We start from the raw sequence: 23,457 nt of genomic DNA, 5'->3' as shown, positions 1-23,457 counted from the left end.
CAACGGTGTCTTGGAACGAAGGCACCGGGATCCCTTCGCCTCGCAGCCCCCTCATAGTGATCGAGCAGCACCGAGCAGCCGAAACCGCTTCGGCCTCAACCAACCGATGACCAAGGGGATTTCATGTCCGGCAACCGTCGCAAGGCCTTCCTCGTCTCCGCAGCCATCGTGGGCGGCGCCATGCTGATGACCGCGTGCCAGGACACGGACACGGACAAGGCCGCCGACACCGGTGCTGCGCAGGGTTCTTCGTCCACCACCCCGTCCGGCGATGCGGCCACCCCGTCGGGCTCGTCGACCGCGGGGAGCGGCCAGGGCTCCGGCAAGGGCTCCGACGCGTCGGGCAAGGGAACCGGGGACGCGGCCGGCTCCGGCGCCGACACCGGCAACGGCCAGCGAGAGCCGGTCGAGCAGAGCTGCGGCGCCAACGACATCTCCTGGAGCACCAGGTCCGAGACCCAGGCCGGCGGATACATCCTGATCATCGCGAAGGCGAAGTCGGGGATCACCTGTTACCTGCCCGCCGCGCTTCCGACCGTGGCGTTCGGATCCGACGGCACGCAGGCGGGTCCCGCGGAGCAGTCCGTCGGCGAGCAGATAAAGCTGAGTGGGAGCACCGCCGCCTACGCCGGGGTGAACCCGAAGACCACCAACGGAGACGGTGGCAAGGAACTGGACAGCATCATCGTCGGCGTCGGTGACGACGACCCCAACCCGGTCTCCCTGCCGGTCGGCACCATCACCGTCGAGAAGCCGATCGTCACCAACTGGCACACCGCCCCGACGGAGGCCGTTCCCTTCAGCTGAACGGAGCCTCGGCTGGTGAATCACCAGCTGATCAACGGACCCTCAGCTGGTGATCCATGGTCGAACGGCTCGGCGCAGGCAGCGGTCGATCCGGGGCCGGGCTTTGGCAGGGGCGCCGTCGGGCGGACGCGGGCACCGACGCGGTGCGGCCGAGCCGATGGGCGGCGCCCCACGGCGCCGGCAGGCGAGTTCGGCGGTGCCGCGGTCCCCGACGGGGCTTGCACGAGGGGATGCCGACGGGGTTGTGCGGTCGAGTTTCCGGCCGCTCACCAGGTCTGGACGAGGTTGCCGCCCGGGTCTGTGTGGACGGCCACAGCGAACGGGATGGACGTAGGCGCATACTAGGGGCAATGACTAAGCCTGCTGCACCGAAGCGTCATTTGCCTACCAGCCCCTTCAAGGCCCCGGTCGCCCCGGCTCCCAAGCACTTCGCCGTGGGTGACCAGGTCACGCACGACGTGTACGGACTCGGCCGAGTGATCGGCATCGAGGACGGAATCGCGGCGCTCGTGGATTTCGGCTCGACCCAGATGCGGATCCTGAGCCCGTACGCCAAGATGACCAAGCTGTAGGACCGCTGTGCCCGGTCACGGCACGCCAGGCCTCTTCGGAGGCCTGTAACGAAAGGCAGACCTCTCATCGACCAGACGTCGCTGTTCTCCGCCTTGGAAGGGCAACCCCGCCGTTCCACTGCTGTGTCGCCACCTCCGGCGACCAACCCCTTCCAGGCCCCGGATCTCGGAGAAGACGGGATCTTCCTGGTTGAGGACGCGCAGGAGCCCGCCCCGGGCATGCGTGCGGCGCGGCCCAGGGCTGCCTAGCTGCCGGACCACCTGTCGCCCGTGAACCCGGGTGAACGCCTCCGCGGACGTCCGGCGTGGGGCGGCATCGGGGTTCGGTCTGCGTTTGCCATACGCTCGTACGCCGTACGCCTGTGCATGATCACGGTTTCCCGAGCTGAGTGGCCTGGACGCCTGAGCCTGAGTAGCCGACGCCTCGGCATGGGCGGAAGCCGACCCAGTACTCGTCAGGACCGCATACGAAATCCCCCTGGGCGCTCCGCCCTCAGCGCCCTGAGCCGCGTGGCAAATACATCCTGAGCCTCGTGGAGCGAGCCGCCGAGCTGCTCACGGAGTGCATGGTGCGGCCGTGGCCTGCCCGACGGGGCAGGAAGCCAAGACGCACCCCCCGACCTGTGAACAAGCCCCCTACCTGCAGATTTCCTGCAAGTAGGGGGCTTCTCGCCGTCCTGGGGCTGTCTGTCCCTACGCCCGCCCCTGAGCCTCGGCTTCCGCGTCCGCGACCGCAATCGTGATGCCAAGCGCCTTGGCGATGTTCCCGGCCGCCGTCATGACGCGCGCCGTACCCACCACGGGTGCGATGGCAACCAGCACGTCCTGCACCTGCTCAGCAGTCATCCCGGCCTGGATGGCAGGGTCGATATGGGCGACGTACGAGATCGGCGGGGCGTCCGAAGCGGCGAGGGCGGCGATGCGGGTGAGCATGAACGTCTCCGGAACCAGCCCGCACCGCTCGACCGAGTCGACCGTCATGGCGGCGAGGGTGTCCAGTACCGGGGTTTCAGATGCTGTGGCCACGGCAGATCGTCTCCTGTTGGTGTCGTGAGGGAAGTCGACGGGCGGTGCCGGCACGTGAGGGCACCTCACCTGGTGCAGCGCCCACCGCTCGACCGTAAGGCCGTTTGCCGCGGATCGCCTGTCGAGCGGTCGCCCGACGGAGCCTCCAGAGCGGCCTCCCGTCCCCAGAGCGGCGCTCCCGCGGACACACGTCGGCCCCCGGCCTGCGTCACGCGCGGGCCGGGGGTCTCCTCCTCTTCTCACACGGACAGCGGAACCGCGTGGACCTCATCGGCCTTGTGACCGGCTCGCTCGTGGATGCGCTGGACCGCCTCCGCCGAGGGGGCCTCGGAGAGGCAGTAGACGACGCCGGAATCCGGGTCGGCCCACGCCCGCTCGAAGTGCACGCGCTCGTCCTTCTCTATGGCGAGGTCCGCGTTGTGGGCCTCCCTGAGCTGGTCAGCCGTGATGCCCTTCATGTTGTGGTGTACGTCCATGTACTGAGCCATGCCTCGCACCTCCTGACGATCCTCGGACCTGCGGTCCTCGGAGTGCGCTCGCCTGCTCTCACTCTCCTTCCATGCTGCGCCCGTCCGGGACGACCAGCACGACGAAGGGCCCCGGCATTCACGCCGGGGCCCTTCACCGTCGTACGAGATCCACGGCGTCGTACGCCGCAGTACATCCGCACCTACACCCTTACCTGCTCACCCGCTCACCCGCACTGGCAAGGATTCCCCGACTGGCACCCGCACCCGCACCCCGAGCCGCAGCCGCAGGCGCCGAAGAGTGGGAGGCTTCTGATGTCGGCGGGCTGTTCGGACGGGCGTTCGCGGGTGGGGTCGGGTGTGGTGCCGGGGGTTTTGGGAGTGCTGGGGGATTCGGCCATGGTCCCTCCTCAAGGCTGGTGCCTGTGCCCATTCCATGCCCGCCCCCCTGGGCGCATCAACGGCGCACAGAGGCTTGCAGACGCCCCGACCAGTCCCCGGTGAGTCCGCTCGGGCTTACGCCCCTTCCGCACCCGAGACCGGCTGGATCTCCGGCTGGATGTCGGCCTGCAGCTCATCCGCGTGCTCACCCGTCACCAGGTACACCACACGCTTCGCAACCGCGACCGCGTGGTCGGCGTACCGCTCGTAGTAGCGGCCGAGCAGCGTCACGTCGACCGCCGTCTCGATGCCGTGCTTCCAGCGCTCGTCCATCAGGTGCTGGAAGAGCGTGCGGTGGAGGAGGTCCATCGCGTCGTCGTCCTGCTCCAGCTGGAGGGCGAGGTCGACGTCCTTGGTGATGATCACCTCGGCAGCCTTCGCCATCAGGCGCTGCGCGAGCTGGCCCATCTCCAGGATGGTGGCGTGCAGGTCCTGCGGGATCGCGCGCGCGGGGTAGCGCAGCCGCGTGAGCTTGGCCACGTGCTGGGCGAGGTCGCCCGAGCGCTCCAGGTCCGCCGACATACGGAGCGAGGTGACGACTATCCGCAGGTCGGTCGCCACCGGCTGCTGGCGTGCCAGCAGTGCTATGGCCCGGGCCTCCAGGTCGTGCTGGAGGTCGTCGACCTTCTGGTCGGCCTCGATCACGCTCTCGGCCAGCTTCAGGTCGGAGTCGAGGATCGCCGTCGTGGCGCGCCCGATCGCCGACCCGACCATCCGGGCCATCTCCACCAGGCTGTCGCCGATCGAGTCCAGTTCCTCGTGGTACGCGTCCCGCATCAGGGTCCCTCTCTTACGTATGCCTCGGGGGTTCCGGGGGCCAGGCGACCGTCGTCGAACAGGCAGTCGTGTCGTCCGAACCGGCAGTCTTACGGTCGTGACCTCCGACCATAAGACTGCCGTGAAAACGACAGTCGGACTGTCGTGAAACCGCCAGTGCGATCACCATGTGATCACCCATACGGTCACCAGCGCGATCACGCATGCGCTCACCAGCAGAAATCGCCTGTGCGAACCCCACGCTCCTACCTTCCGGGCGCTACGCGTCCGTTTCCGCCACCCCAAATGAACCAGTACTGGCTCCAAGGTGAACTCTGGGCGACGAGTGTTCGAGCTCGCACTCCGACGGCTGTGGCCACGGCCTGCGTCATGCCTAACCTGGGTGCATGGACGTGAACGCGGCGGTCGCCGCAGCGGCAGCGATCGCCGGGGTACTTACCGGCGTCATCGCCATGCTGGCGTTCCGCTGGAGCGAACGCGACCTGAAGCGACCCACCCGAACCTCTCTGCACACCGACCCGGTCCTGCCACCCGGCGTGGACACGGTCCTGTCGGTGCTGCGCTCCTCCGCCGTCGTCCTCGACGAGGGGGACGCCGTCGTCAAGGCCAGCTCGGCGGCGTACGCCCTCGGTCTGGTGCGCGGTGGCAAGCTCTCCGTCGAGCCCATGCTCCAGATGGCCCGGGACACCAGACGAGACGGTGAGATACGGCAGGTCGAGCTGGACCTGCCGCGGCGCGGCACCGGACGCGGCGAGGCCCTCGCCGTGTCCGCTCGCGTCGCGCCCCTGGGCTCCCGCCTCGTCCTCCTCCTCGTCGAGGACCTCACCGAGGCCCGGCGGATAGAGGCGGTGCGGCGCGACTTCGTCGCCAACGTGAGCCATGAACTGAAGACACCGGTCGGCGCCCTCTCCCTCCTCTCGGAGGCCGTCATGGACGCCTCCGAGGACCCGGAGGCCGTGGAACGCTTCGCCGGGCGGATGCAGATCGAGGCGACCCGGCTCACCAGCCTGGTGCAGGAGCTCATCGACCTCTCCCGGGTGCAGAACGACGACCCGCTGGAGGACGCCGAGCCCGTCCGCATCGCCGAGCTCGTCGCCGAGGCCATGGACCGCTGCCGGCACGCCGCCGGGACGAAGCAGATCAACATGGCTTCGAACGTAGGGGTGCCCGAAGGGCCCGATCAGGGTGGTGATGGGCGACGGGCAGGAGGCACCGCCGACCTCAGCATCTGGGGCAACCGCGGCCAGCTCGCCGCCGCGCTCGGCAACCTCGTCGAGAACGCCGTCAACTACTCGCCCGCCCGCACCCGCGTCGGCATCGCCGCCCGCCGGGTCAGCGCCCCGGGCGGAGACCTCATCGAGATCGCCGTGACCGACCAGGGCATCGGCATCTCCGACAAGGACAAGGAGCGCATCTTCGAGCGCTTCTACCGCGTGGACCCGGCCCGTTCCCGTGCCACCGGTGGCACCGGCCTCGGTCTCGCGATCGTCAAGCACGTGGCCGCCTCGCACGGCGGGGAGGTCACGGTGTGGAGCTCCGAGGGACAGGGCTCCACCTTCACCCTGCGGCTGCCGGAGGCCGGGGCGACCCGCGACCGTGCACAGCAGCACCCCGACCTCGACGACGAGGCCGGGCAGTCCGCCGGATCGTATCCCCGCAGATCCCCCGACTCACCCCCTGACTCAACCGCGTACGAAACGCTTTCCGCCCCGGAGGTCCTTCCGTGACCCGTGTGCTCGTCGTCGAGGACGAGGAGTCCTTCTCCGACGCCCTGTCCTACATGCTCCGCAAGGAGGGCTTCGAGGTCGCCGTCGCGACCACCGGGCCCGACGGACTCGACGAGTTCGAGCGCAACGGCGCCGACCTCGTCCTCCTCGACCTGATGCTGCCGGGGCTGCCCGGCACCGAGGTCTGCCGCCAGCTGCGCGGCCGCTCCAACGTCCCGGTGATCATGGTCACCGCCAAGGACAGCGAGATCGACAAGGTGGTCGGCCTGGAAATAGGAGCCGATGACTACGTCACCAAGCCGTTCTCCTCGCGCGAGCTGGTCGCCCGTATCCGGGCCGTCCTGCGCCGCCGCGGCGAGCCGGAGGAGGTGACCCCGGCCGCGCTGGAGGCGGGCCCGGTCCGTATGGACGTGGACCGCCACGTGGTCACGGTCTCCGGCTCCAAGGTCGACCTCCCCCTCAAGGAGTTCGACCTCCTGGAGATGCTCCTGCGCAACGCCGGCCGCGTCCTGACGCGCATGCAGCTCATCGACCGCGTCTGGGGCGCCGACTACGTCGGTGACACCAAGACCCTCGACGTCCACGTCAAGCGCCTGCGCGCCAAGATCGAGCCGGACCCGGGCGCGCCGCGGTACCTGGTGACGGTGCGTGGCCTGGGCTACAAGTTCGAGCCGTAAAGAGCACGCTGACCACGTAGAAGAAGGGCGGGACCCCCGGAAACCGGGGGTCCCGCCCTTCTTCTTTGTTCTACGACCGCTCAGTGACCGGCCGTCGTCTGCGAGGCGCTGTCGGACGGCGTCGCCGCACCGGCACCGGCACCGGCCCCGGCGCCGGTACCGGCCGCGGCGGCGTCCGTCGACGTCGCGCTCGCGGAGGCATCGTCGGCCGGGGCGGCCGGGGTGCCCTCGGCCGGGGATCCGGTCGGCGAGGCGGTCGGGGAGGACGTCTTGTCCGGCACCGCCGGGACCTCGGTCGGCCCCCAGCTCTCGAAGTAGTGCTCGGCCGGGACGACGAACGCGCGCAGGCTCACGTCACCGGTCTTGCTGAAGGTGAAGGTGATCTTCTGGGCGTTGCCGTCCTGGATGGCCTCGCGGCTGCTGGGCAGCACGGCGGAGGCGTTGTCCTTGCCGCCGAGGATCAGCGAGCCGCCGGCCGGGATGGTCAGGCTGCCCCCCTTGGCGGGCTTGAGCTCGGCGCTCTTGTCGGTGCCGTCCACCTTGATCGCGTCCAGCTTCTGGGCGGTGCGGCCGGAGTTGAACAGGGTCGCGGAGATCGCGGCCGGACCGGTCGACTCCAGGTCGGGCTGGGTGATGACGATGGCGTTCTGGATCTTGATGTCGCCGACGGAGGTGGCCGCGTTGTCCGGCTTGATCTCCAGCGTCTGACTGTCGTTGCCGGCGGCGCACGCACCGAGCGACGTGATGGAGAACGCGATGGCGGCCGCGGCGAGGGCGCCGCGTCGAAGGCTGCTGCTCACGGCGGCGGCAACTCCTTGACTCGAACGGGGCGGGCGAGTAAAGCCGCCCTAAGTGTCTGTCAGCGGCCTTAGGTTACCGAGCCGTTCCCGCGCGGGCGCACCCGACCCTCCCCTGAGCGGCCATGTGCCGTCGAAGTACCTCTTCCACCACCCGTCACTTCACCCACAAGTGCCCCTGGCGTCACATTGCCCGCGCGCCCTGTCCGCCATTCACATAAGTCCCTTGCAAGCCCTCGCGCAAAATTTCCGTGAAGGAATGCGCGACCCTCCCGAAATTGATCACCGAACCTGCTGTCGACCTGGCCGTGATCAATTCCGGATTCGACTGGTACCCGACTCCGGACGTCGAACGGAGTAGCGGAAGTCGCACACTTGGAAGCGGACATATGCGGACGTTCGGCCACTCGGACGTGCCTCCGGATGCGCGTAACGTGCGCGTTTCACCTCACCCGCAGAGCCGCTCCGACCTGCGAATACCTTCTTCCGGTCGGCCCGCGCAGCACGTTCCTGTTGGAGTTGTCAAGCCCCGAGATATGCCCTGACCTGCGAAAACGCCATTCAGAACCCGCAGTTTCCGTGTTACCCTGGATAGCCACGGAAGGGGTACCTGTCACATGACGTTCAAGGTTGGCGACACCGTGGTCTATCCCCATCACGGGGCCGCGCTGATCGAGGCCATCGAAACTCGCCAGATCAAAGGCGTGGACAAGACCTACTTGGTGCTGAAGGTCGCCCAGGGTGACCTGACGGTACGTGTGCCAGCGGACAATGCGGAGTTCGTCGGCGTGCGTGATGTGGTCGGTCAGGACGGGCTGGACCGGGTCTTCGAGGTGCTGCGCGCGCCGTACGCCGAGGAGCCCACGAACTGGTCGCGTCGTTACAAGGCAAATCTGGAGAAGCTCGCCTCCGGCGATGTCATCAAGGTCGCGGAAGTCGTGCGTGACCTGTGGCGTCGTGAGCGCGAGCGTGGACTCTCCGCTGGTGAGAAGCGCATGCTCGCCAAGGCCCGCCAGATCCTGGTGAGCGAACTCGCTCTCGCGGAGAACACCAACGAGGACAAGGCCGAGGCCCTGCTCGACGAGGTTCTCGCGTCCTGACGCGGTTCATCCGCCTCAGTTCAGCACAGTGTTGTTTTGAAAAAGTGCCGCGGTGCCCGATGACGTATTTCTCGTCGCCGGGCGCTGCGGCATGTTCGTACCCGGACGCCATGTCCTCGGACGCCGTACGCGAGTTCACCCCCGGAGGGGGAGCCCCCGATACTTGGCGTGCCGGGCCCGGGCTGCTGGCTCGACCGGTGTCACGGAAGGGTCCGGTCAAGGCGTCGCGCCCGGCACGCTGAGGCCATACCCACGTAGGCCGAGCACACAAACCTGACAGGAACCGATGTCTGACGATTCGCGTCCCTCGCCCGCGGAAGTCCTCCCCCACTCTCGGCTTCGCTCGAGCGGGGGGACCCCCATCGCTGCCGTGATCCCCGCCGCCGGCCGGGGCGTACGCCTGGGTCCGGGCGCCCCCAAAGCGCTTCGCGCGCTGAACGGGACGCCCATGCTGATCCACGCGGTCCGCGCGCTGGCCGCGTCCCGCGCCGTCTCCCTGGTCGTCGTCGTGGCCCCGCCCGACGGCGCCGGCGAGGTGAAGTCGCTGCTCGACGCGCACGCGCTGCCCGAGCGCACCGACTTCCTCGTCGTCCCTGGCGGCGAGAGCCGCCAGGAGTCCGTGAAGCTGGGGCTGGACGCGCTGCCCGCCGCGTACGACATCGTGCTGGTGCACGACGCCGCCCGGCCCCTCGTCCCGGTCGACACGGTCGACGCCGTCATCGAGGCCGTACGAGAAGGCGCCCGGGCGGTCGTTCCGGCGCTGCCCCTCGCGGACACGGTGAAGGAGGTCGAGCCCGCGGCGGCCGCGGGGGAGCCGGAGCCGGTGGTCGCGACGCCCGAACGGGCTCGGCTGCGGGCCGTGCAGACCCCCCAGGGCTTCGACCGCGCGACGCTGGTCCGCGCCCACGAGACGGTCACCGACAACGTCACCGACGACGCGAGCATGGTCGAGCAGCTGGGCGAGACGGTCGTGGTCGTACCCGGCCACGAGGAGGCGTTCAAGGTGACGCGCCCGCTGGACCTGGTCCTGGCGGAGGCGGTCCTGGCGCGCCGGAGGCTGAACGATGGCTTCTGAGGCACCGGAGACGGGCGGTGCGGGGATGCCCCTGCCGCAGGTGGGCATCGGCACCGACATCCACGCCTTCGAGGAGGGCCGCGAGCTGTGGTGCGCGGGCCTGAAGTGGGAGGGCGAAGGGCCGGGCCTCGCCGGGCACTCCGACGCGGACGTCGTCGCGCACGCCGCGTGCAACGCGCTGTTCTCGGCGGCCGGCCTCGGCGACCTGGGTCAGCACTTCGGCACCGGGCGGCCCGAGTGGTCCGGGGCCTCGGGGGTCGCACTCCTGACGGAGGCGGCGCGGATCGTGCGCGAGGCGGGCTTTCGGATCGGCAACGTCGCGGTCCAGGTCGTCGGCCCTCGCCCCAAGATCGGCAAGCGCCGCGACGAGGCGCAGAAGATCCTCTCGGAGGCGGCCGGAGCACCGGTGTCGGTGTCCGGCGCGACCACGGACGGACTGGGCTTCCCGGGCCGCGGCGAGGGCTTGATGGCGGTGGCGACGGCGTTGGTGGTGCGGGCCGGCTGAACGGCCTTGAGCACGGGGGATGTCACGAATACGTCCCCTTGAGTGGGAAGGTCGCAAGGCACTCGCTCCCGCCCACTACCCTGGACTCGTGACTATTCGCCTGTACGACACCAGTGCCCGGCAGATCCGTGACTTCACCCCGCTCACGCCGGGCTGTGTCTCGATCTACCTCTGTGGCGCCACCGTGCAGGCCGCACCGCACATCGGGCACATCCGCTCCGGGCTCAACTTCGACATCATGCGCCGCTGGTTCGCCTACCGCGGCTATGAGGTGACGTTCATCAGGAACGTCACGGACATCGACGACAAGATCATCGCCAAGTCCGTCGACCAGAACCGCCCTTGGTGGTCCATCGGCTACGAGAACGAGCGTGCCTTCACCGACGGCTACACCGCCCTCGGCTGCCTCCCGCCGACGTACGAGCCCCGCGCCACCGGCCATGTCACCGAGATGGTCGAGATGATGCGCGGTCTCATCGAGCGCGGACACGCCTACGAGGCGGACGGCAGCGTCTACTTCGACGTCCGGTCCTGGCCCTCCTATCTGGAGCTGTCCCGCCAGGACCTCGACGAGATGCGGCAGCCCTCGGAGGAGGGCATCACCGGCAAGCGGGACCCGCGCGACTTCGCGATGTGGAAGGCCGCCAAGCCCGGCGAGCCCGACTGGGAGACGCCGTGGGGACGGGGCCGCCCGGGCTGGCACCTGGAGTGCTCGGCCATGGCCCACAAGTACCTGGGCTCCGCCTTCGACATCCACGGCGGCGGCCTCGACCTGATCTTCCCGCACCACGAGAACGAGATCGCCCAGGCCAAGGCGTACGGCGACGACTTCGCCCAGTACTGGGTGCACAACGCCTGGGTCACCATGAGCGGCGAGAAGATGTCCAAGTCGCTCGGCAACAGCGTGCTCGTGTCGGAGATGGTCAAGCAGTGGCGCCCGATCGTCCTGCGCTACTACCTCGGCACCCCGCACTACCGCTCGATGATCGAGTACAGCCCGGAGTCCCTGCGCGAGGCCGAGTCGGCGTTCGCGCGCATCGAGGGCTTCGTCCAGCGCGTGGTGGAGAAGGCGGGCGTCGTCGAGCCGTCCGCCGAGGTGCCGCTCGCGTTCGCCGAGGCGATGGACGACGACCTCGGCGTCCCGCAGGCCCTCGCGATCGTGCACACCACCGTCCGGCAGGGCAACAGCGCACTGGCCGCCGACGACAAGGAAGCAGCCGTGGCCCGCCTCGCCGAGGTGCGCGCCATGCTCGGCGTCCTCGGCCTGGACCCGCTCGATGCGCACTGGGCCGGCGAGACCGACCGCGGCGAGGACCTGCACGGCGTGGTCGACACCCTGGTCCGCATGGTCCTCGACCAGCGCGAGGCGGCCCGCTCCCGCAAGGACTGGGCCACCGCGGACGCCATCCGCGACCAGCTCAACCAGTCGGGCCTCGCCATCGAGGACGGCCCGCAGGGCCCGCGTTGGAGCCTCGGCCCGCGCTGAGGTCGGCCCCGCCGGGGAAGATCGATTGTGCCGTCCGGGCCTCCGGGCGGCACACTGCATAGACGTACGTACGAACCCCTCACGACAGACAGGTAGGTCATGGCCGCGAACAACCGCCGCATGTCCGGCAAGAAGGGCGCGCAGGTCGGCAGTGGCGGCCAGCGGCGCAAGGGTCTGGAGGGCAAGGGCCCGACCCCGCCCGCCGAGATGCGCAAGAAGCACAAGAAGAACCGCATCGCGAACGCCATGGCGAAGCAGGCCGCACGCCGTCCCGCGCCGCGCGGCCGCGGCGGCAAGTCGTCGTCCGAGCTGGTCGTCGGCCGCAACTCGGTCGTCGAGGCGCTGCGCGAGGGCGTGCCCGCGAGCACCCTCTACGTCCAGCAGTTCATCGACAACGACGAGCGCGTCCGCGAGGCCCTCCAGCTCGCCGCCGAGCGCGGCGGCATCAACCTCATGGAGGCCCCGCGCCCCGAGCTGGACCGCATGACCAACGGCCTCAACCACCAGGGCCTGGTCCTGCAGGTCCCGCCCTACGAGTACGCCCACCCCGAGGACCTCGCCAACGCCGCCTACGACGGGGGCGAGGACCCGCTCATCGTCGCCCTCGACGGCGTGACCGACCCGCGCAACCTCGGTGCCGTGGTCCGCTCGGTCTCCGCCTTCGGCGGCCACGGCGTCGTCGTACCTGAGCGCCGCGCGGCCGGCATGACCGCCGGTGCCTGGAAGACGTCCGCAGGCGCGGCGGCCCGCACTCCGGTCGCCCGCGCCACGAACCTCACCCGCGCCCTGGAGGCGTACAAGAAGGCGGGCATCGTGGTCGTCGGTCTCCCCGCCGACGGCGAGACCGAACTCGGTGAGCTGGCGGCCCTGCAGGGCCCGGTCGTCATCGTGGTCGGCAGCGAGGGCAAGGGCCTGTCGCGCCTGGTCGGCGAGACGTGCGACTTCCGCGTCCGCATCCCGATGCCGGGCGGCGCCGAGTCCCTCAACGCCGGTGTGGCGGCAGGCATCGTCCTCTACGAGGCGGCTCGCCGACGCGTCTGAACAGACATCCGTGGCGTCACCCGTGCGGGTTAATTCTGGTGACAGTGGTGCGACCTGCGCATCCTTGACGGGGTCCGGACAGATCGGACGGGTCAAGGCAGTGTCCTAACCACACGTCACTCGGTTAGTTGAGTGTGGACACCAGAACACCCCGCACACCCACGGGGGACCGTTCGTCGGGATACGACGACGCTCCCGCGCTGAGCATGGTGAAGGTGCCGAGCGATCCGGCGCAGATCATCGTCAATCACGCGAGTTTCCGCGTGTTGTTGGGCGCGTCGACGCGGCGCGCCCAGTCCCCACGGATCGCACGGCACCTGAGCGCCACCGAGGACACCACCCGTATCCCCGCCGCCAACGCGGTCGGCAGAGCGGGAGCAGCCACCGGCGCCCGCCGCCGGGTCGCCGTCTGGAACGGAACATCCGCGCCCGACGACACCGGCGCCCACCGCCTGCTCCAGGCCGTGCGGGACGGCAGCGTCCGCCACGGCGACGAGCCGCTCACCGGCGCCGGGGGCACCCAGGTCATCCCGCGCGTCGAGTTCGGCGACTATGACCGGGGCTACGAGGGCGGCTACGACGACGAGTTGACGCAGACCGTCGAGACACCGACCGTCGGCGCGCAGCGCACGCACGAGTCCGTCGAGGCCCGGCTCCTGTCGAACATGCGCACGGTCGAGAGCGCGTACGACGAGGAACTCCCCTACGACGACGAGGAGTTCGAGGAACCCGAGGTGGCGGACGGGAGCGGCGCGTCGCTCAAGCGGCCCGGCGGCGACGACCCCGCGCGGCACGCCTACTACCCGGGCCGCCGCATGAACCTCGGCGTCGTCCTCCTCCCCCTCCGGGTCTTCCTCGGCTTCATCTCCATCTACGCCGGCATGGGCAAGCTGTGCGACCCCGTCTACTTCGACGGCGGCAAGCGCGGCTCGATGGTGACGTGGCTCAACACCCTGCACCCGTGGGACGTCGCCGAACCCCTGCGCCAGTTCGCACTCGCGCACCCGATCGGCTCCGGCCTGGTCATCGCCTTCTTCCAGGTCATCGTGGGTGTCCTCACGGTCCTGGGGTGCTGGCAGCGGGTCGCCGCGGTCGTCGGCGCGCTGCTGTCCGCCGCGCTGCTGGTCACCGTCAGCTGGAAGAGCGTCCCTGCCTACGACGCCCCCGACATCATCTACCTCGCCGCGTGGTCCCCGTTGATCATCGCCGGCGCCCCCGTCTACTCCATCGACGGCCGACTCGCCGGCATGGCCTGGCGGCGCCTCGGCCCCCGCTCCGACATCTGGGAGCTCCGCAGCTACGTCCTGCGCCGCGGCGCCCTCGTCACCGCGATCGTCACCGGCCTCACCCTCCTCCTCGGCTCCGTCCTCGGCGGTGCGGTCCGCGACGCCGACCGCGTCGTCGTCCCCGGCCCCGGCGAGGCCCCTCGCAACGAGCTGCCCGGCTCGCCTCTCCCGCAGGAGCCCGGCAATCGGCACAAGAGGATGCCGTCGGCCTCCAACTCGCCCACCCAGGGCGCCACGTCGGGCTCGGCGAGTCCGAGCGCGGGCGCCGCGACCACGCCGGGTGCCACCAGCGACACGGGCACCGCGGGCGCCGGTACGCCCAGCCAGACGCAGGGCACGGGCCAGGCCCCGCCTCAGCAGTCCACCCCGACCGACGAGGCCCCCAGCACCAGCACCGGTCCCACCTCCGGAGGCCCCTCCTCCAGCGGCGGCTCGACGGGCGGCTCCTCACCCGACGAACCGGGCCTGGTAGGCGGCCTGTTGGGATAGCCACCCCGGTGGGCGCCCTACGCGACACCTGCCCCACCGACTGCTACGACGCCGATGGGCCCCGGACACGATCCCGTCCGGGGCCCATCGGCATACGCCCGGCTACGCCCGTGAGCAGGGCCGCCGGTTGCACGGTTACCCGGCGCGGGATGACCGCGTCGGCTGAGCCGAGTCACGGGCGCGGTTCGTTCTGCGGGTTGCCCGGCGCTGCGGCTGGGTCGGGAGCGGGTCGCGCGGCCCAACGCCGGCGGGGTGCCGCCCGCGCCCACCCGTGCCGCCCCAGCGGCCCGGCGCCGGCGCGGCGGGGACGGACGTAGGAGCGCACCGCGGCCGGGTCGCTACCGCGGCTGGATGCGGCTGGGCGGAATCGGGGCGCGACATGTGGCAACGGCGCGCAGCCTCGACGCGCCCGCCGAACCGCAGGCGCTACGCGCACCCCCACCCAGCCCCGCAGGACGCCACTCAGCGCCCCAGGGCCGCCAGTTCCTTCGCCGCCTCCGTCAGGTCCTTCGCCGTGTCGATGGCTCGCCAGTACGCCCCCTGGGGGAGCGGGAAGCCGGCCAGACGGCGTTCCCGGGCCAGGTGGGGGAACGTGGTGCGTTCGTGGTCGCCGCGTTCGGGGAGGAGGGAGGCGAACTCGGGGGAGAAGACGTAGACGCCCGCGTTGATCTCGAACGTCGACGGCGGGGCCTCGATGAAGTCCGTGATGTGGCCGAAGCCGTCCGTCTTCACGGCACCCCACGGGATACGCGGCCGAGCGAGGGCCAGCGTCGCGACCGCGTCGCGCTCGGTGTGGAAGTCCGCCATGTCGCGCAGCGAGAAGCGGGTCCAGATGTCGCCGTTGGTGGCGTACCAGGACCTGTCCGGGTGCGGAAGATGCCGGGCCGCGTACTTCAGGCCGCCACCTCGTCCGAGCGGCTCCGTCTCGACGACGGTCGTGACACGGACCGGAAGATCGGCCGACTTCAGCCAGTCCTGCAGCACCTCGGCGAGGTGCCCACAGCTGACCACCACGTCCGTCACGCCCTCTTCGGCGAGCCAGGCGAGCTGGTGGCCGATGATCGGCGTCCCCGTACCGGGGATCTCGACCATCGGCTTGGGCCGGTCGTCGGTGTAAGGACGCAGCCGAGAACCCTGACCACCGGCCAGGATGACGGCTTGAACGGGGCGGGACGCGGCGTTCGGATCAGTCATGACCGAACTGTACGCGGCGCCCCGCTCGCGGCATTCGCCGACAAGGGCTAGCTGTGCGCCGCCGCCACCCCCGAAGCGAAGGCGGTGTCGCAGACGGGCCGGGCGTACGACTGCGCACGCGTCGGACCGTACATGCGCACCGCGGCGCGGCCGAGGGCGCGGGCGATCGAGGCGCAGTGCCGGCCCAGGGACGGGCGGTCGTCGACGGCCTGCTGGAGGTGGGTGAGGGCGACCCCCGGGTTCTCCGCCTGCAGCTCGGTCAGCAGCTGGTCGCGCAGCACGTCCTGCGGGGCACGCGGGGTGGCGTGCTTCGCGTCCGCGCTCGAGACGTCGGTCGCGGTGAGCACCGAGTCCGAGGGGTCCCCCGACCAGTTGACCCGGGTGACCGCGAGGGTCCCGGAGAGCACCAGGACGACGGGCAGGACAAGGGCGAGAGTGCGGCCGAGCTGGCGGGCGGGGCCCCGGTGGCCGCGTCGTGTCTGTTGGGTGGTGGAGTGCTTCACGCGAGTGAGAGTAGCGTTCGGTGCTGACATGGCGACATTCGGTCACCGGTTTGGGGGACGAAGGGACGCCACTTCTCGGCTGCGCGTTGACGCACAGAGCTCGAAATGACCGATCTGCCGGGGTATTTGTCGACAACGAGAAGGGCCCCGCAGCAGTCTGCGGGGCCCTCTTCGTCAACCTGGGTGAATTACCCGGGGTTGTACTGCCTGTACCTGCCCTCGGGCGCTTCCTCAGTCGGAGAGGCGCGCACCCGTGGAGGTCGAGAACACGTGGGTCTCGCCGGAGCGCGGGACGATGTGCAGCGTGCTGCCCTTCTCCGGGACGTCACGGCCGCTGACGCGGACGACGAGGTCCTTGGAGTCCTCGCCGACCTTGGCGGTGCCGTAGACGTACGCGTCGGCGCCCAGTTCCTCGACCACGTTCACGGTGACCGCGAGGCCCTGCTCCGACTCGGCGCCGGCCACGTCGAAGTGCTCGGGACGGACACCGACGGTCACGGTCTTGTCGGTGGCGGCGGCGAGCGCGTCACGGTCGACCGGGACGACGGAGTTGCCGAACTTCACGCCGCCGTCGGTGATCGGGACCTCGACCAGGTTCATGGCCGGGGAGCCGATGAAGCCGGCGACGAAGAGGTTGGCCGGGCGGTCGTACATGTTGCGCGGGGTGTCGATCTGCTGGAGCAGACCGTCCTTGAGGACCGCCACGCGGTCGCCCATCGTCATGGCCTCGACCTGGTCGTGGGTGACGTAGACGGTGGTGATGCCGAGACGGCGCTGCAGCGACGCGATCTGCGTACGGGTCGACACGCGGAGCTTGGCGTCCAGGTTGGACAGCGGCTCGTCCATGAGGAAGACCTGCGGCTCACGCACGATGGCGCGACCCATGGCGACACGCTGGCGCTGACCACCGGAGAGGGCCTTCGGCTTGCGGCCGAGGTAGTCGGTGAGGTCGAGGATCTTCGCCGCGTCCTCGACCTTCTGCTTGATCTCGGCCTTCGGCACGCCGGCGATCTTGAGCGCGAAGCCCATGTTGTCGGCGACGGTCATGTGCGGGTACAGCGCGTAGTTCTGGAACACCATGGCGATGTCCCGGTCCTTCGGCGGCAGGTGCGTGACGTCGCGGTCACCGATGCGGATGGCGCCGCCGTTGACGTCCTCGAGCCCTGCCAGCATGCGGAGCGAGGTGGACTTGCCACAGCCGGACGGGCCGACCAGGACGAGGAACTCCCCGTCTTCGATGTGGATGTCGAGCCCGTCTACGGCGGGCTTCTCGGTGCCCGGGTAGATCCGGGTCGCCTTGTCGAACGAGACAGTGGCCATGGTGAATGGGCCCCCTTCTACCGGCAGGAACGTGCCGGACGATCCGTTGTAGGAAGGTGGTTGGTTTAGTCCACATGTGCGGACTGGCTCTGGACGCTACCTGGCGTCCGCCTGATCTGTCAGTACCTGGAGGCATGTGAACTTCGCGGAAATTTTCGACAGGGCCCACTCGGATCCTGGGTACACTGCACGGGCGCGTGCGTGACAGCGCGTGCATGCCTCCTTAGCTCAGCTGGTCCAGAGCGGCTGTCTTGTAAACAGCAGGTCGTCGGTTCGAATCCGACAGGGGGCTCCACCCACATCGACAACCCCGCCGCAGAGCCGGAGCGCGACGCTCGCTCCTAAGTAAGCCTGCGCCAGGCCGGGTTTGAGTCGCCTCCGTCACCCTCGGCAGCGCCGCGTGCACCCATCTCCCCTCTCGGACACGGGACATGCACCGACATGGAACCGGTTCGTAACTGCTAGTGTTCGTGCAGTCACAGTAGGCAATCAGCCTCTATGTATAGGTAATGAAAACCGAGGGTTCCATGCGCAAGCTTCACCAGGTCATGATCGTTGCAGCGGCGGCCGGCAGCCTGTCCGCCATCGGTGCCGGTACCGGTGTCGCCTACGAGGCGAGCACCGACCTCTACCGCCCCTACCAGGAGTGCAGCCCGCAGACGGTGGCCGAGGGCGATCTTCCGATCGCCGTGCTCGGTCTCGCCGAGACCTTCGACACCACCTGCGGTCAGTTCAACAACGCCTTCACTGGTTGAGGTCGGCGGCGTAGTCGTGCCGACGCCTTCCGCGGGCCCCTTCGGGGTCACCCCCCGAAGGGGCCCGTTCATGTGCGGTTGCCCGGAGCGCAAGGCCGCTCCCCGGGCCCGTACGCGTGCGCCACGGCACTGAACTCCGGTGTGTCGATGAGTGGTTGCGCGCGCACGACCTGAGCCTCGATGCCCTGAAGCCTTCGGCTCGGGCACGGACTGCGGCCCCAGTGCCCTCCGGCAGGTCGGTCCTTCACTTCACTTCAGGTCAGTCCTTCACTTCGTAAGCAATGCGGCCCCGAGCGTCCCCGGCACGAGTCGGACGCCGGGGCCCGTCTCTCCGACATCCCCGGGCCCCATCGCGGCAGTTCGCGGTGCACGGCACCCGGGGCACCCCTCACAAAGGAGACGCAGGACATGTTCAACGGAAAGAAGATCGCGGCTGTCTCGGGGCTCCTCGGCGGCCTCGCCATGACCTGGATCGGCGCGAGCCAGGCTTACGCCGTAGCCCTGCCGGGCGTCTGCGGCGCCGACGCCCAGGGCAACATCGTCTGCACCCAGCGGATCGTGGGCGAGACGAAGGAGGGCGAGGACATCGCCCTGCGCCGGTCGGTGACCTGCCAGCCGACGGAGCCGTTGACCTTGCCCGCCGCCGGCCTGCTGAACCCTGGGCGCGTTCGGCTCGGTCCCCAGATCACCTGTGCTCAGCAGGCGCCCGAAGCGCCGGCGCCCGAGAGCGACAACAACGTCGAACCCCGCCTGTCACAGCTCGGATTGCCCATCTGAGCCCCTGGGCGGAACCCCCCGACTTTCCTGCCTTCAAGCGGCGGATGGCCGGACCAGCGCGACCTGGTCCGGCCATCCGCCGCTTTCGCGTCCGGGGGCGCGGCGTCGGCAAACGGGTGAGCGCCCCGCGCTGCCCGTGACTCGCCCTCGGGGAACTGTCGTTTCTTTCAAGGGAGAACAGTGCCTTTCACGTCCATGGCGAAGCGGACGGAAGGGTTCCTTGGCATGAGCCGACACGACACAGAGAAGGGTCGAAGATCCCAAATTGCTACGGTTCGCATGTATATGCTCACACTAAGTAGTCAACCAGGGCCTCGTGCCCGGGAAGAAAGGGTCAAACTATGCGCAGGTTTCAGCGCGTTGCGGTCGTAGCCGCGGCGGTTGCAGGGCTGTCCTTCGGTGCCGGTGCGGGTGCCGCCTTCGCCGGCGAGGGTGACTGGGACGGTCAGAACGTGACCGCGGTCGCTACCTCGACGGCCAACGCGGTGGCCACGTGGGGCGGTGCCCACGACGACAAGGCGTACGCCGCCCCCGCGGCTGCGCCCGCTGCCGCGCCGGAGGCTGCTCCGCAGGCCGCTCCGCAGGCTGCTCCGGAGGTCGCTCCCAAGACCGCCGCTCCGGAGTACGGCTACGGCGAGTACGCCGCTCCGACCGCAGCTCAGTAAGGAAATGCCGGGGGTTCGATGCGCGAGTTTCAGGGCACCGCGGTTGTCGTCGTGACGGCCGTGAGGCGGGTGGCTCGGTATCGGCTCGGGGTTTCGCTCCACAGCCGGCCCCATGGACATCGCCTCGCAACGTCGCGACAGGCGCATCGACTTCCCTCGGAGCACCGTGTTCAACGGTGTGCTGGACAACACCTTTAGCAAAGCAGCCCGGACGCGCATGAGACCCATCAGGGTGCGCGGCCGGGCTGCACCCAATCGTATTTCGATCTTCTCCCGGGCTCGAGCGCGTGCCGATCGGCGGCACAGGCGTTCGGGCCTCGATTTGCAAAGGAAGGCAGCACATGATCGGTCGACAGAGGATCGCAACCGTCTCTGGGCTCCTCGGCGCTCTCGTCGTGCTCTACAGCGGTGCCGCGCCGGCGTACGCCGATGATCCCAAGGGTGACTGCACGATCTCCGAGCAGGGCGACATCGTCTGCATCAAGAAGAGCGAGATCGTCCGCAAGGACAAGAAGGGCAAGTATCTCGTCAAGCAGAAGCAGGACTGCCAGACCGTCGAGCGGCCGCGCTTGGTGTATCCCGACGGGAACCTGTTCAACGGCGGTGACGTGAAGTCCGGGCCGACTGTGGAGTGCTCCAACAGGGCGCATCTGCCCAAGGGTTACAAGCTGCCCAAGATCAAGATCTGAGGGTTGATCGGCGAATGCCGGACCGGGGTTCTCCCGGTCCGGCATTTCGGCTTTCCGGGCGGCGGTCCGCCGGTAAAAGACCGGTGCCCCGGCCTGTACGGCCGGGGCACCGGGGGGAGGAGCTGGCTTACGTCACTTGCCGACGGCGTTGTTGCAGCCCATCGACGAGCCCAGGGAGGTCTCCTGCGCGCCCGGGTTGCCCTCGCCGTTCAGCAGGTTGCCGCCCAGGCCGTTGGCGATGCCGACCTGGCCGAGGACGTCGACGTTGGCGTCGTGCGACTTGCAGCTCGTGCTCTGCAGGATGCTGAAGTTCGAGCCGCTCCTGCCGTTGCTCTTCGAGCCCCAGCCGCCCTGGTCGGCGTGGGCGGCGCCGGCGGTCAGGAGCCCGACGCTCCCGAGGGCGGCGACCAGGACGGCAGCCTTGCGAAGCTTGTGCATGTCTTCTCCGGTGGAGTGGAGTGGGTGCGATCTATTTCAGATCGCCTTCGTACGGTTACGGAGGCTAATAGGAAGTAATCCAAAGAAATCGGCGGCACGCCGAATTCAGGAAAGTCTCACCGCCTTGGCCGATGGCCGGGAAATGCTGGCTGCGCGTTGGATATCGACATAAAAAAAAGGGGGTCCCGGTACCGTGCCTGAGGCTCGGTACCGGGACCTGTTTCCCGTCATCGGCCGCCGGTGCGGCCCGTCAGGCTCTTAGAAGGCGCTGTTGTTGCAGCCCATGCTCGAGCCCAGGTGGGTGTCCTGGCCACCGGCGTTGCCCTCGCCGTTGAGGCCGTTGCCCAGCAGGCCGTTGAGGATGCCGACCTGGCCGAGGACGTCGAGGTTCAGGTCGTGGGACTTGCAGGAGGAGCTCTGCAGGACGCTGAACTTGTCCCCGCCCTTGCCGCCGTGCCCGTCGTTGCCGTGCGCGGTGGCAGTGCCGGCGCCCAGAAGTCCGACGCTGCCGAGGGCGACGACCAGGACGGCAGCCTTACGAAGCTTGTGCATGTCATCTCCGGTGGAGTGAGGTGGGTGCGATCCGTGAGAGATCGACTTCGTACAGTTACGGGAGTTAATAGGAACTATCCGTAAATGTCCCGACGACGCGCCGGTGTTCGTGCTCTCGTGGTGGAAGCACCCAGAAGTCGCATCGCGCGCGAGCGCGTCCTCTTCCGGGAGGGGCGATCCTCGATGACGTCTCGGGATCGGGCGGTGGATGCCGCGGCTGCGCGGGCAGTTGAGGTTCGCGCGGGAGCCGGCCGCGCTGTGCGGGGTCTTCGTACCGTCCCGTTGATCGGCTGCCGTTCGGTGCACTCAGGCGGACGGCCGGACTTGCTGCCCTCGGGGCAACGGTGCGTCCGGCGCCGCCCGCTGAGCCTTCGTCGGATCTTCTCGGACCGCTCGACGTGATCAGTGCACGACGTCGATCTGCTTCCGAAGCGCGCTCTAGCTGACGGAGCGGGCGCTGGAGACGGCGTTCGCCTGGCTGTTGGCCTGGTGGCAGTCGATGCCACGGTTCTCGGCGGCGGCGAGTACGGCGACCGGGACGGCGGCGTTGAGCAGGGACTGCGGGCTGCACTCCTGGTACGGGCGGAAGAGGTTGGAGTTGTGCAGCGGGGCTTCCTGCGAGGCCGGCTGAGGAGAGATCTGCGGGTTGAGCTGCGGGCTCAGTTGGGGGTTGAGTTGCGGGCTGACCTCGGCGCCCCGCTGGGGGGCCGCCGCCTCCCGGTGCGGGGTCGGCGCGTTGGAAGTCTGGACGCTGGTCTGCGAGCGGGTCCACGTGGCGGCCTGGGCGTCCTGCCGCGGCGCGGGATACGGGGCGGTGCCGCCGTATCCGACGGGAGCGTCGGCGACGCTGGGGCCGACGCCGATGGCTGACAGACCACTGGCTGCTGCGACGACGAGCGCGACCTGGTGAAGCTTGCGCATGGAACCTCGGCCCTTCATTGACCTGTGCATGGAACGTATGGAAATGCTATGAGTCGGTGCAGCTTTCGCTTTTCTGCTGCCCTACGGCTGCGATGGGCCATCGCTCTGGCCCTGTGCGGAACGAGATAAGTGCGGGTCCGGTCACGTGAGCCTTGGTGCGGTCACCCATTCGCTTTCCTTGACGGGGTGACAAGTCCGGATAACCGGTTATCGGATCGATGGCAATTGAGTGACGGGATTTTGGATCCCGTGACCTGGCCGGTCAAATGTCGTTGCCAGCTGAGAGAGGGCAGCGATCAGGAATCGGAGAGAGGGCAACTGGATCTGCTGTCGGCTCCGGCGTGAAGTCCACATGACAGCTCAGGCATTACCCCTGTAAGGGCGCAGTACGAATATCAGACTGAGCGCACGCAAGATTGCACTGAAATACAACGGATTTCCCTGCACAGGTAATGAAGGGCCGAGGGTTCCATGCGCAAGCTTCACAAGGCCGCGCTCGTCGTAGCGGCGGCCGGCGGTCTGACCGCCATCGGCGCCGGCGTCAGCGAGGCCGCCGACTACTATCCCGCCGGGTACAACGGTGCCCCGGCGCCTGCTCCCGAGTACCCGGCGCCTCAGTACGCCCCGGCACCCGCTCCCTACTACGCGCCGCCCCAGTACGCGGCCCCGGCGCCCGCGCCGCAGTACGCGCCACCTCAGTACGCCCCGGCACCCGCTCCCCAGTACGCGCCGCCCCAGTACGCGGCCCCCGCACCCCAGTACCAGGCACCTCAGCAGGCCGTCGCCGAGGCTCGTTCGACGGGTACCGCGCAGGCCTCGGCTCCGCAGCCCCACCCGCAGCAGGCACCTCAGTACCAGGCCCCGGCGCCCGCTCCGGCTCCGGCGCCCGCTCCGGCTCCGGCGCCCGCTCCGGCTCCGGCGCCCGCTCCGGCTCCGGCGCCCGCCCCGGCTCCGGCGCCCGCCCCGCAGCACCAGAGCGGCTATGCCTCCGCCTCGGCCGCATCGGGTGGCGCCGCCCAGGCCTCCAGCGCGCCGCACGCCCAGCAGCAGGCCGCCCCGCAGCAGTCGCCGGTGTCGCAGGTCGTGCCGCAGGTCACCCCGCAGACGGCGCCCCAGGTCATGCCGCAGGTCGCTCCGCAGGTCAACGCGCCTCAGGTCTTCAACCCGGAGCCCCCGCCGCGTGTCGCGCCGCAGGTGAACCCGCAGGTCAACCCCCAGGTGAACCCGCTCATCAACCCGCTGCTCTCGCCGGCGAGCGCACCGCAGGTTCCCGGGCTCGGCCTCGGACAGGTCGCGGCACCTCCCGTGGGCCAGTTGGGGCTGCCCCGACTCGGCTGAGGGCCTTTTGCCGTACGTGTCCACCGTCCCAA

25 protein-coding genes and 1 tRNA gene are annotated in these 23,457 nt (G+C 69.4%); 16 read left to right on the top strand and 10 right to left on the bottom strand.

The features are described 5' to 3' along the window. The first annotated feature begins 123 nt into the window (after positions 1–123). Both AB5J49_RS21890 and AB5J49_RS21885 read left to right on the top strand, forming a co-directional pair. Positions 124–807 (top strand): hypothetical protein, encoded by a 684-nt coding sequence (locus AB5J49_RS21890; RefSeq protein ID WP_369170317.1) that lies wholly within the window; start codon positions 124–126, stop codon positions 805–807. A 350-nt stretch (positions 808–1,157) separates the two neighbouring features. Further along, positions 1,158–1,379: a hypothetical protein gene (locus tag AB5J49_RS21885; RefSeq protein WP_369170316.1), complete on the top strand. Its 222-nt coding sequence runs from the start codon at positions 1,158–1,160 to the stop codon at positions 1,377–1,379. Between the two features lie 693 nt (positions 1,380–2,072). On the opposite strand, the gene AB5J49_RS21880 is transcribed toward AB5J49_RS21885, so the two are convergent. The 3 genes from AB5J49_RS21880 to phoU all read right to left on the bottom strand — a co-directional run bounded on the left by AB5J49_RS21880 (position 2,073) and on the right by phoU (position 4,090). Next, positions 2,073–2,405: a carboxymuconolactone decarboxylase family protein gene (locus AB5J49_RS21880; RefSeq protein ID WP_369170315.1), complete on the bottom strand. Its 333-nt coding sequence runs from the start codon at positions 2,403–2,405 to the stop codon at positions 2,073–2,075. A gap of 239 nt (positions 2,406–2,644) precedes the next feature. Beyond that, positions 2,645–2,893 (bottom strand): SCO4226 family nickel-binding protein, encoded by a 249-nt coding sequence (locus tag AB5J49_RS21875; RefSeq protein WP_369170314.1) that lies wholly within the window; start codon positions 2,891–2,893, stop codon positions 2,645–2,647. Between the two features lie 495 nt (positions 2,894–3,388). Continuing rightward, positions 3,389–4,090 (bottom strand): phosphate signaling complex protein PhoU, encoded by a 702-nt coding sequence (gene phoU, locus AB5J49_RS21870; RefSeq protein WP_369170313.1) that lies wholly within the window; start codon positions 4,088–4,090, stop codon positions 3,389–3,391. A 386-nt stretch (positions 4,091–4,476) separates the two neighbouring features. On the opposite strand from phoU, the gene AB5J49_RS21865 reads away from it, so the two are divergent. Together AB5J49_RS21865 and AB5J49_RS21860 are read left to right on the top strand one after the other, a co-directional pair. Then, positions 4,477–5,817: a sensor histidine kinase gene (locus AB5J49_RS21865; RefSeq protein ID WP_369170312.1), complete on the top strand. Its 1,341-nt coding sequence runs from the start codon at positions 4,477–4,479 to the stop codon at positions 5,815–5,817. After that, the gene (locus tag AB5J49_RS21860; protein ID WP_015659563.1) at positions 5,814–6,494 is read left to right on the top strand and encodes a response regulator transcription factor; all 681 of its coding nucleotides are present in this window, start codon (positions 5,814–5,816) and stop codon (positions 6,492–6,494) included. Before AB5J49_RS21865 ends, AB5J49_RS21860 begins: the two co-directional genes overlap by 4 nt. Before the next feature lie 80 nt (positions 6,495–6,574). On the opposite strand, the gene AB5J49_RS21855 is transcribed toward AB5J49_RS21860, so the two are convergent. Beyond that, entirely contained in the window at positions 6,575–7,294 is a 720-nt protein-coding gene (locus tag AB5J49_RS21855; RefSeq protein WP_369170311.1) for a DUF461 domain-containing protein, read from the bottom strand. 614 nt (positions 7,295–7,908) lie between these two features. On the opposite strand from AB5J49_RS21855, the gene AB5J49_RS21850 reads away from it, so the two are divergent. From AB5J49_RS21850 to AB5J49_RS21825, 6 genes are all read left to right on the top strand, one after another. After that, the gene (locus AB5J49_RS21850; RefSeq protein WP_003953493.1) at positions 7,909–8,391 is read left to right on the top strand and encodes a CarD family transcriptional regulator; all 483 of its coding nucleotides are present in this window, start codon (positions 7,909–7,911) and stop codon (positions 8,389–8,391) included. A gap of 286 nt (positions 8,392–8,677) precedes the next feature. Further along, positions 8,678–9,466: a 2-C-methyl-D-erythritol 4-phosphate cytidylyltransferase gene (gene ispD / locus AB5J49_RS21845; RefSeq protein WP_369170310.1), complete on the top strand. Its 789-nt coding sequence runs from the start codon at positions 8,678–8,680 to the stop codon at positions 9,464–9,466. Next, positions 9,456–9,971 (top strand): 2-C-methyl-D-erythritol 2,4-cyclodiphosphate synthase, encoded by a 516-nt coding sequence (gene ispF / locus AB5J49_RS21840; protein WP_369170309.1) that lies wholly within the window; start codon positions 9,456–9,458, stop codon positions 9,969–9,971. Before ispD ends, ispF begins: the two co-directional genes overlap by 11 nt. Before the next feature lie 88 nt (positions 9,972–10,059). Then, entirely contained in the window at positions 10,060–11,457 is a 1,398-nt protein-coding gene (gene cysS, locus AB5J49_RS21835; RefSeq protein ID WP_369170308.1) for a cysteine--tRNA ligase, read from the top strand. Between the two features lie 99 nt (positions 11,458–11,556). Continuing rightward, positions 11,557–12,498, top strand: a complete 942-nt coding sequence (rlmB, locus tag AB5J49_RS21830; RefSeq protein WP_369170307.1) for a 23S rRNA (guanosine(2251)-2'-O)-methyltransferase RlmB — start codon at positions 11,557–11,559, stop codon at positions 12,496–12,498. A gap of 134 nt (positions 12,499–12,632) precedes the next feature. Then, complete coding sequence (locus AB5J49_RS21825) at positions 12,633–14,273, top strand: DoxX family membrane protein (protein ID WP_369175214.1); 1,641 nt, start codon at positions 12,633–12,635, stop codon at positions 14,271–14,273. A 462-nt stretch (positions 14,274–14,735) separates the two neighbouring features. On the opposite strand, the gene AB5J49_RS21820 is transcribed toward AB5J49_RS21825, so the two are convergent. The 3 genes from AB5J49_RS21820 to AB5J49_RS21810 form a co-directional block, all read right to left on the bottom strand. Beyond that, a complete protein-coding gene (locus AB5J49_RS21820) occupies positions 14,736–15,467 on the bottom strand; it encodes an NDP-sugar synthase (RefSeq protein WP_369170306.1) in 732 nt (243 codons plus the stop codon). Between the two features lie 47 nt (positions 15,468–15,514). Further along, a complete protein-coding gene (locus tag AB5J49_RS21815) occupies positions 15,515–15,970 on the bottom strand; it encodes a hypothetical protein (protein WP_369170305.1) in 456 nt (151 codons plus the stop codon). 231 nt (positions 15,971–16,201) lie between these two features. Continuing rightward, positions 16,202–17,290, bottom strand: a complete 1,089-nt coding sequence (locus AB5J49_RS21810; protein ID WP_369170304.1) for an ABC transporter ATP-binding protein — start codon at positions 17,288–17,290, stop codon at positions 16,202–16,204. Between the two features lie 217 nt (positions 17,291–17,507). On the opposite strand from AB5J49_RS21810, the gene AB5J49_RS21805 reads away from it, so the two are divergent. The 5 genes from AB5J49_RS21805 to AB5J49_RS21785 all read left to right on the top strand — a co-directional run bounded on the left by AB5J49_RS21805 (position 17,508) and on the right by AB5J49_RS21785 (position 20,176). Beyond that, positions 17,508–17,585, top strand: a tRNA-Thr gene (locus tag AB5J49_RS21805). 232 nt (positions 17,586–17,817) lie between these two features. After that, positions 17,818–18,045 carry a hypothetical protein gene (locus tag AB5J49_RS21800; RefSeq protein ID WP_062714168.1) on the top strand — a complete coding sequence of 76 codons (228 nt, stop codon included), beginning with the start codon at positions 17,818–17,820 and terminating at the stop codon, positions 18,043–18,045. Positions 18,046–18,453: 408 nt separating this feature from the next. After that, positions 18,454–18,822, top strand: coding sequence for a hypothetical protein (locus AB5J49_RS21795; protein ID WP_369170303.1), 369 nt, complete (start codon positions 18,454–18,456; stop codon positions 18,820–18,822). 341 nt (positions 18,823–19,163) lie between these two features. Then, positions 19,164–19,487, top strand: coding sequence for a hypothetical protein (locus AB5J49_RS21790; RefSeq protein WP_369170302.1), 324 nt, complete (start codon positions 19,164–19,166; stop codon positions 19,485–19,487). Between the two features lie 341 nt (positions 19,488–19,828). Next, positions 19,829–20,176 (top strand): hypothetical protein, encoded by a 348-nt coding sequence (locus tag AB5J49_RS21785; protein WP_369170301.1) that lies wholly within the window; start codon positions 19,829–19,831, stop codon positions 20,174–20,176. A 132-nt stretch (positions 20,177–20,308) separates the two neighbouring features. Here the strand turns inward: AB5J49_RS21785 and AB5J49_RS21780 are convergent, their stop codons facing one another. The 3 genes from AB5J49_RS21780 to AB5J49_RS21770 form a co-directional block, all read right to left on the bottom strand. Beyond that, a complete protein-coding gene (locus AB5J49_RS21780; protein ID WP_369170300.1) occupies positions 20,309–20,614 on the bottom strand; it encodes a hypothetical protein in 306 nt (101 codons plus the stop codon). Positions 20,615–20,872: 258 nt separating this feature from the next. Next, positions 20,873–21,166: a hypothetical protein gene (locus AB5J49_RS21775; protein WP_369170299.1), complete on the bottom strand. Its 294-nt coding sequence runs from the start codon at positions 21,164–21,166 to the stop codon at positions 20,873–20,875. Positions 21,167–21,604: 438 nt separating this feature from the next. Then, positions 21,605–22,087, bottom strand: coding sequence for a hypothetical protein (locus AB5J49_RS21770; protein WP_369170298.1), 483 nt, complete (start codon positions 22,085–22,087; stop codon positions 21,605–21,607). 471 nt (positions 22,088–22,558) lie between these two features. On the opposite strand from AB5J49_RS21770, the gene AB5J49_RS21765 reads away from it, so the two are divergent. Then, positions 22,559–23,425: a hypothetical protein gene (locus AB5J49_RS21765; RefSeq protein ID WP_369170297.1), complete on the top strand. Its 867-nt coding sequence runs from the start codon at positions 22,559–22,561 to the stop codon at positions 23,423–23,425. Positions 23,426–23,457 lie beyond the last annotated feature (32 nt).

The sequence above is a fragment of the Streptomyces sp. R28 genome (assembly GCF_041052385.1).
Classification (GTDB): domain Bacteria; phylum Actinomycetota; class Actinomycetes; order Streptomycetales; family Streptomycetaceae; genus Streptomyces.
The sequence above is the reverse complement of the archived record's forward strand: the minus strand, read 5'-3'. Positions and strand labels throughout refer to the sequence as shown.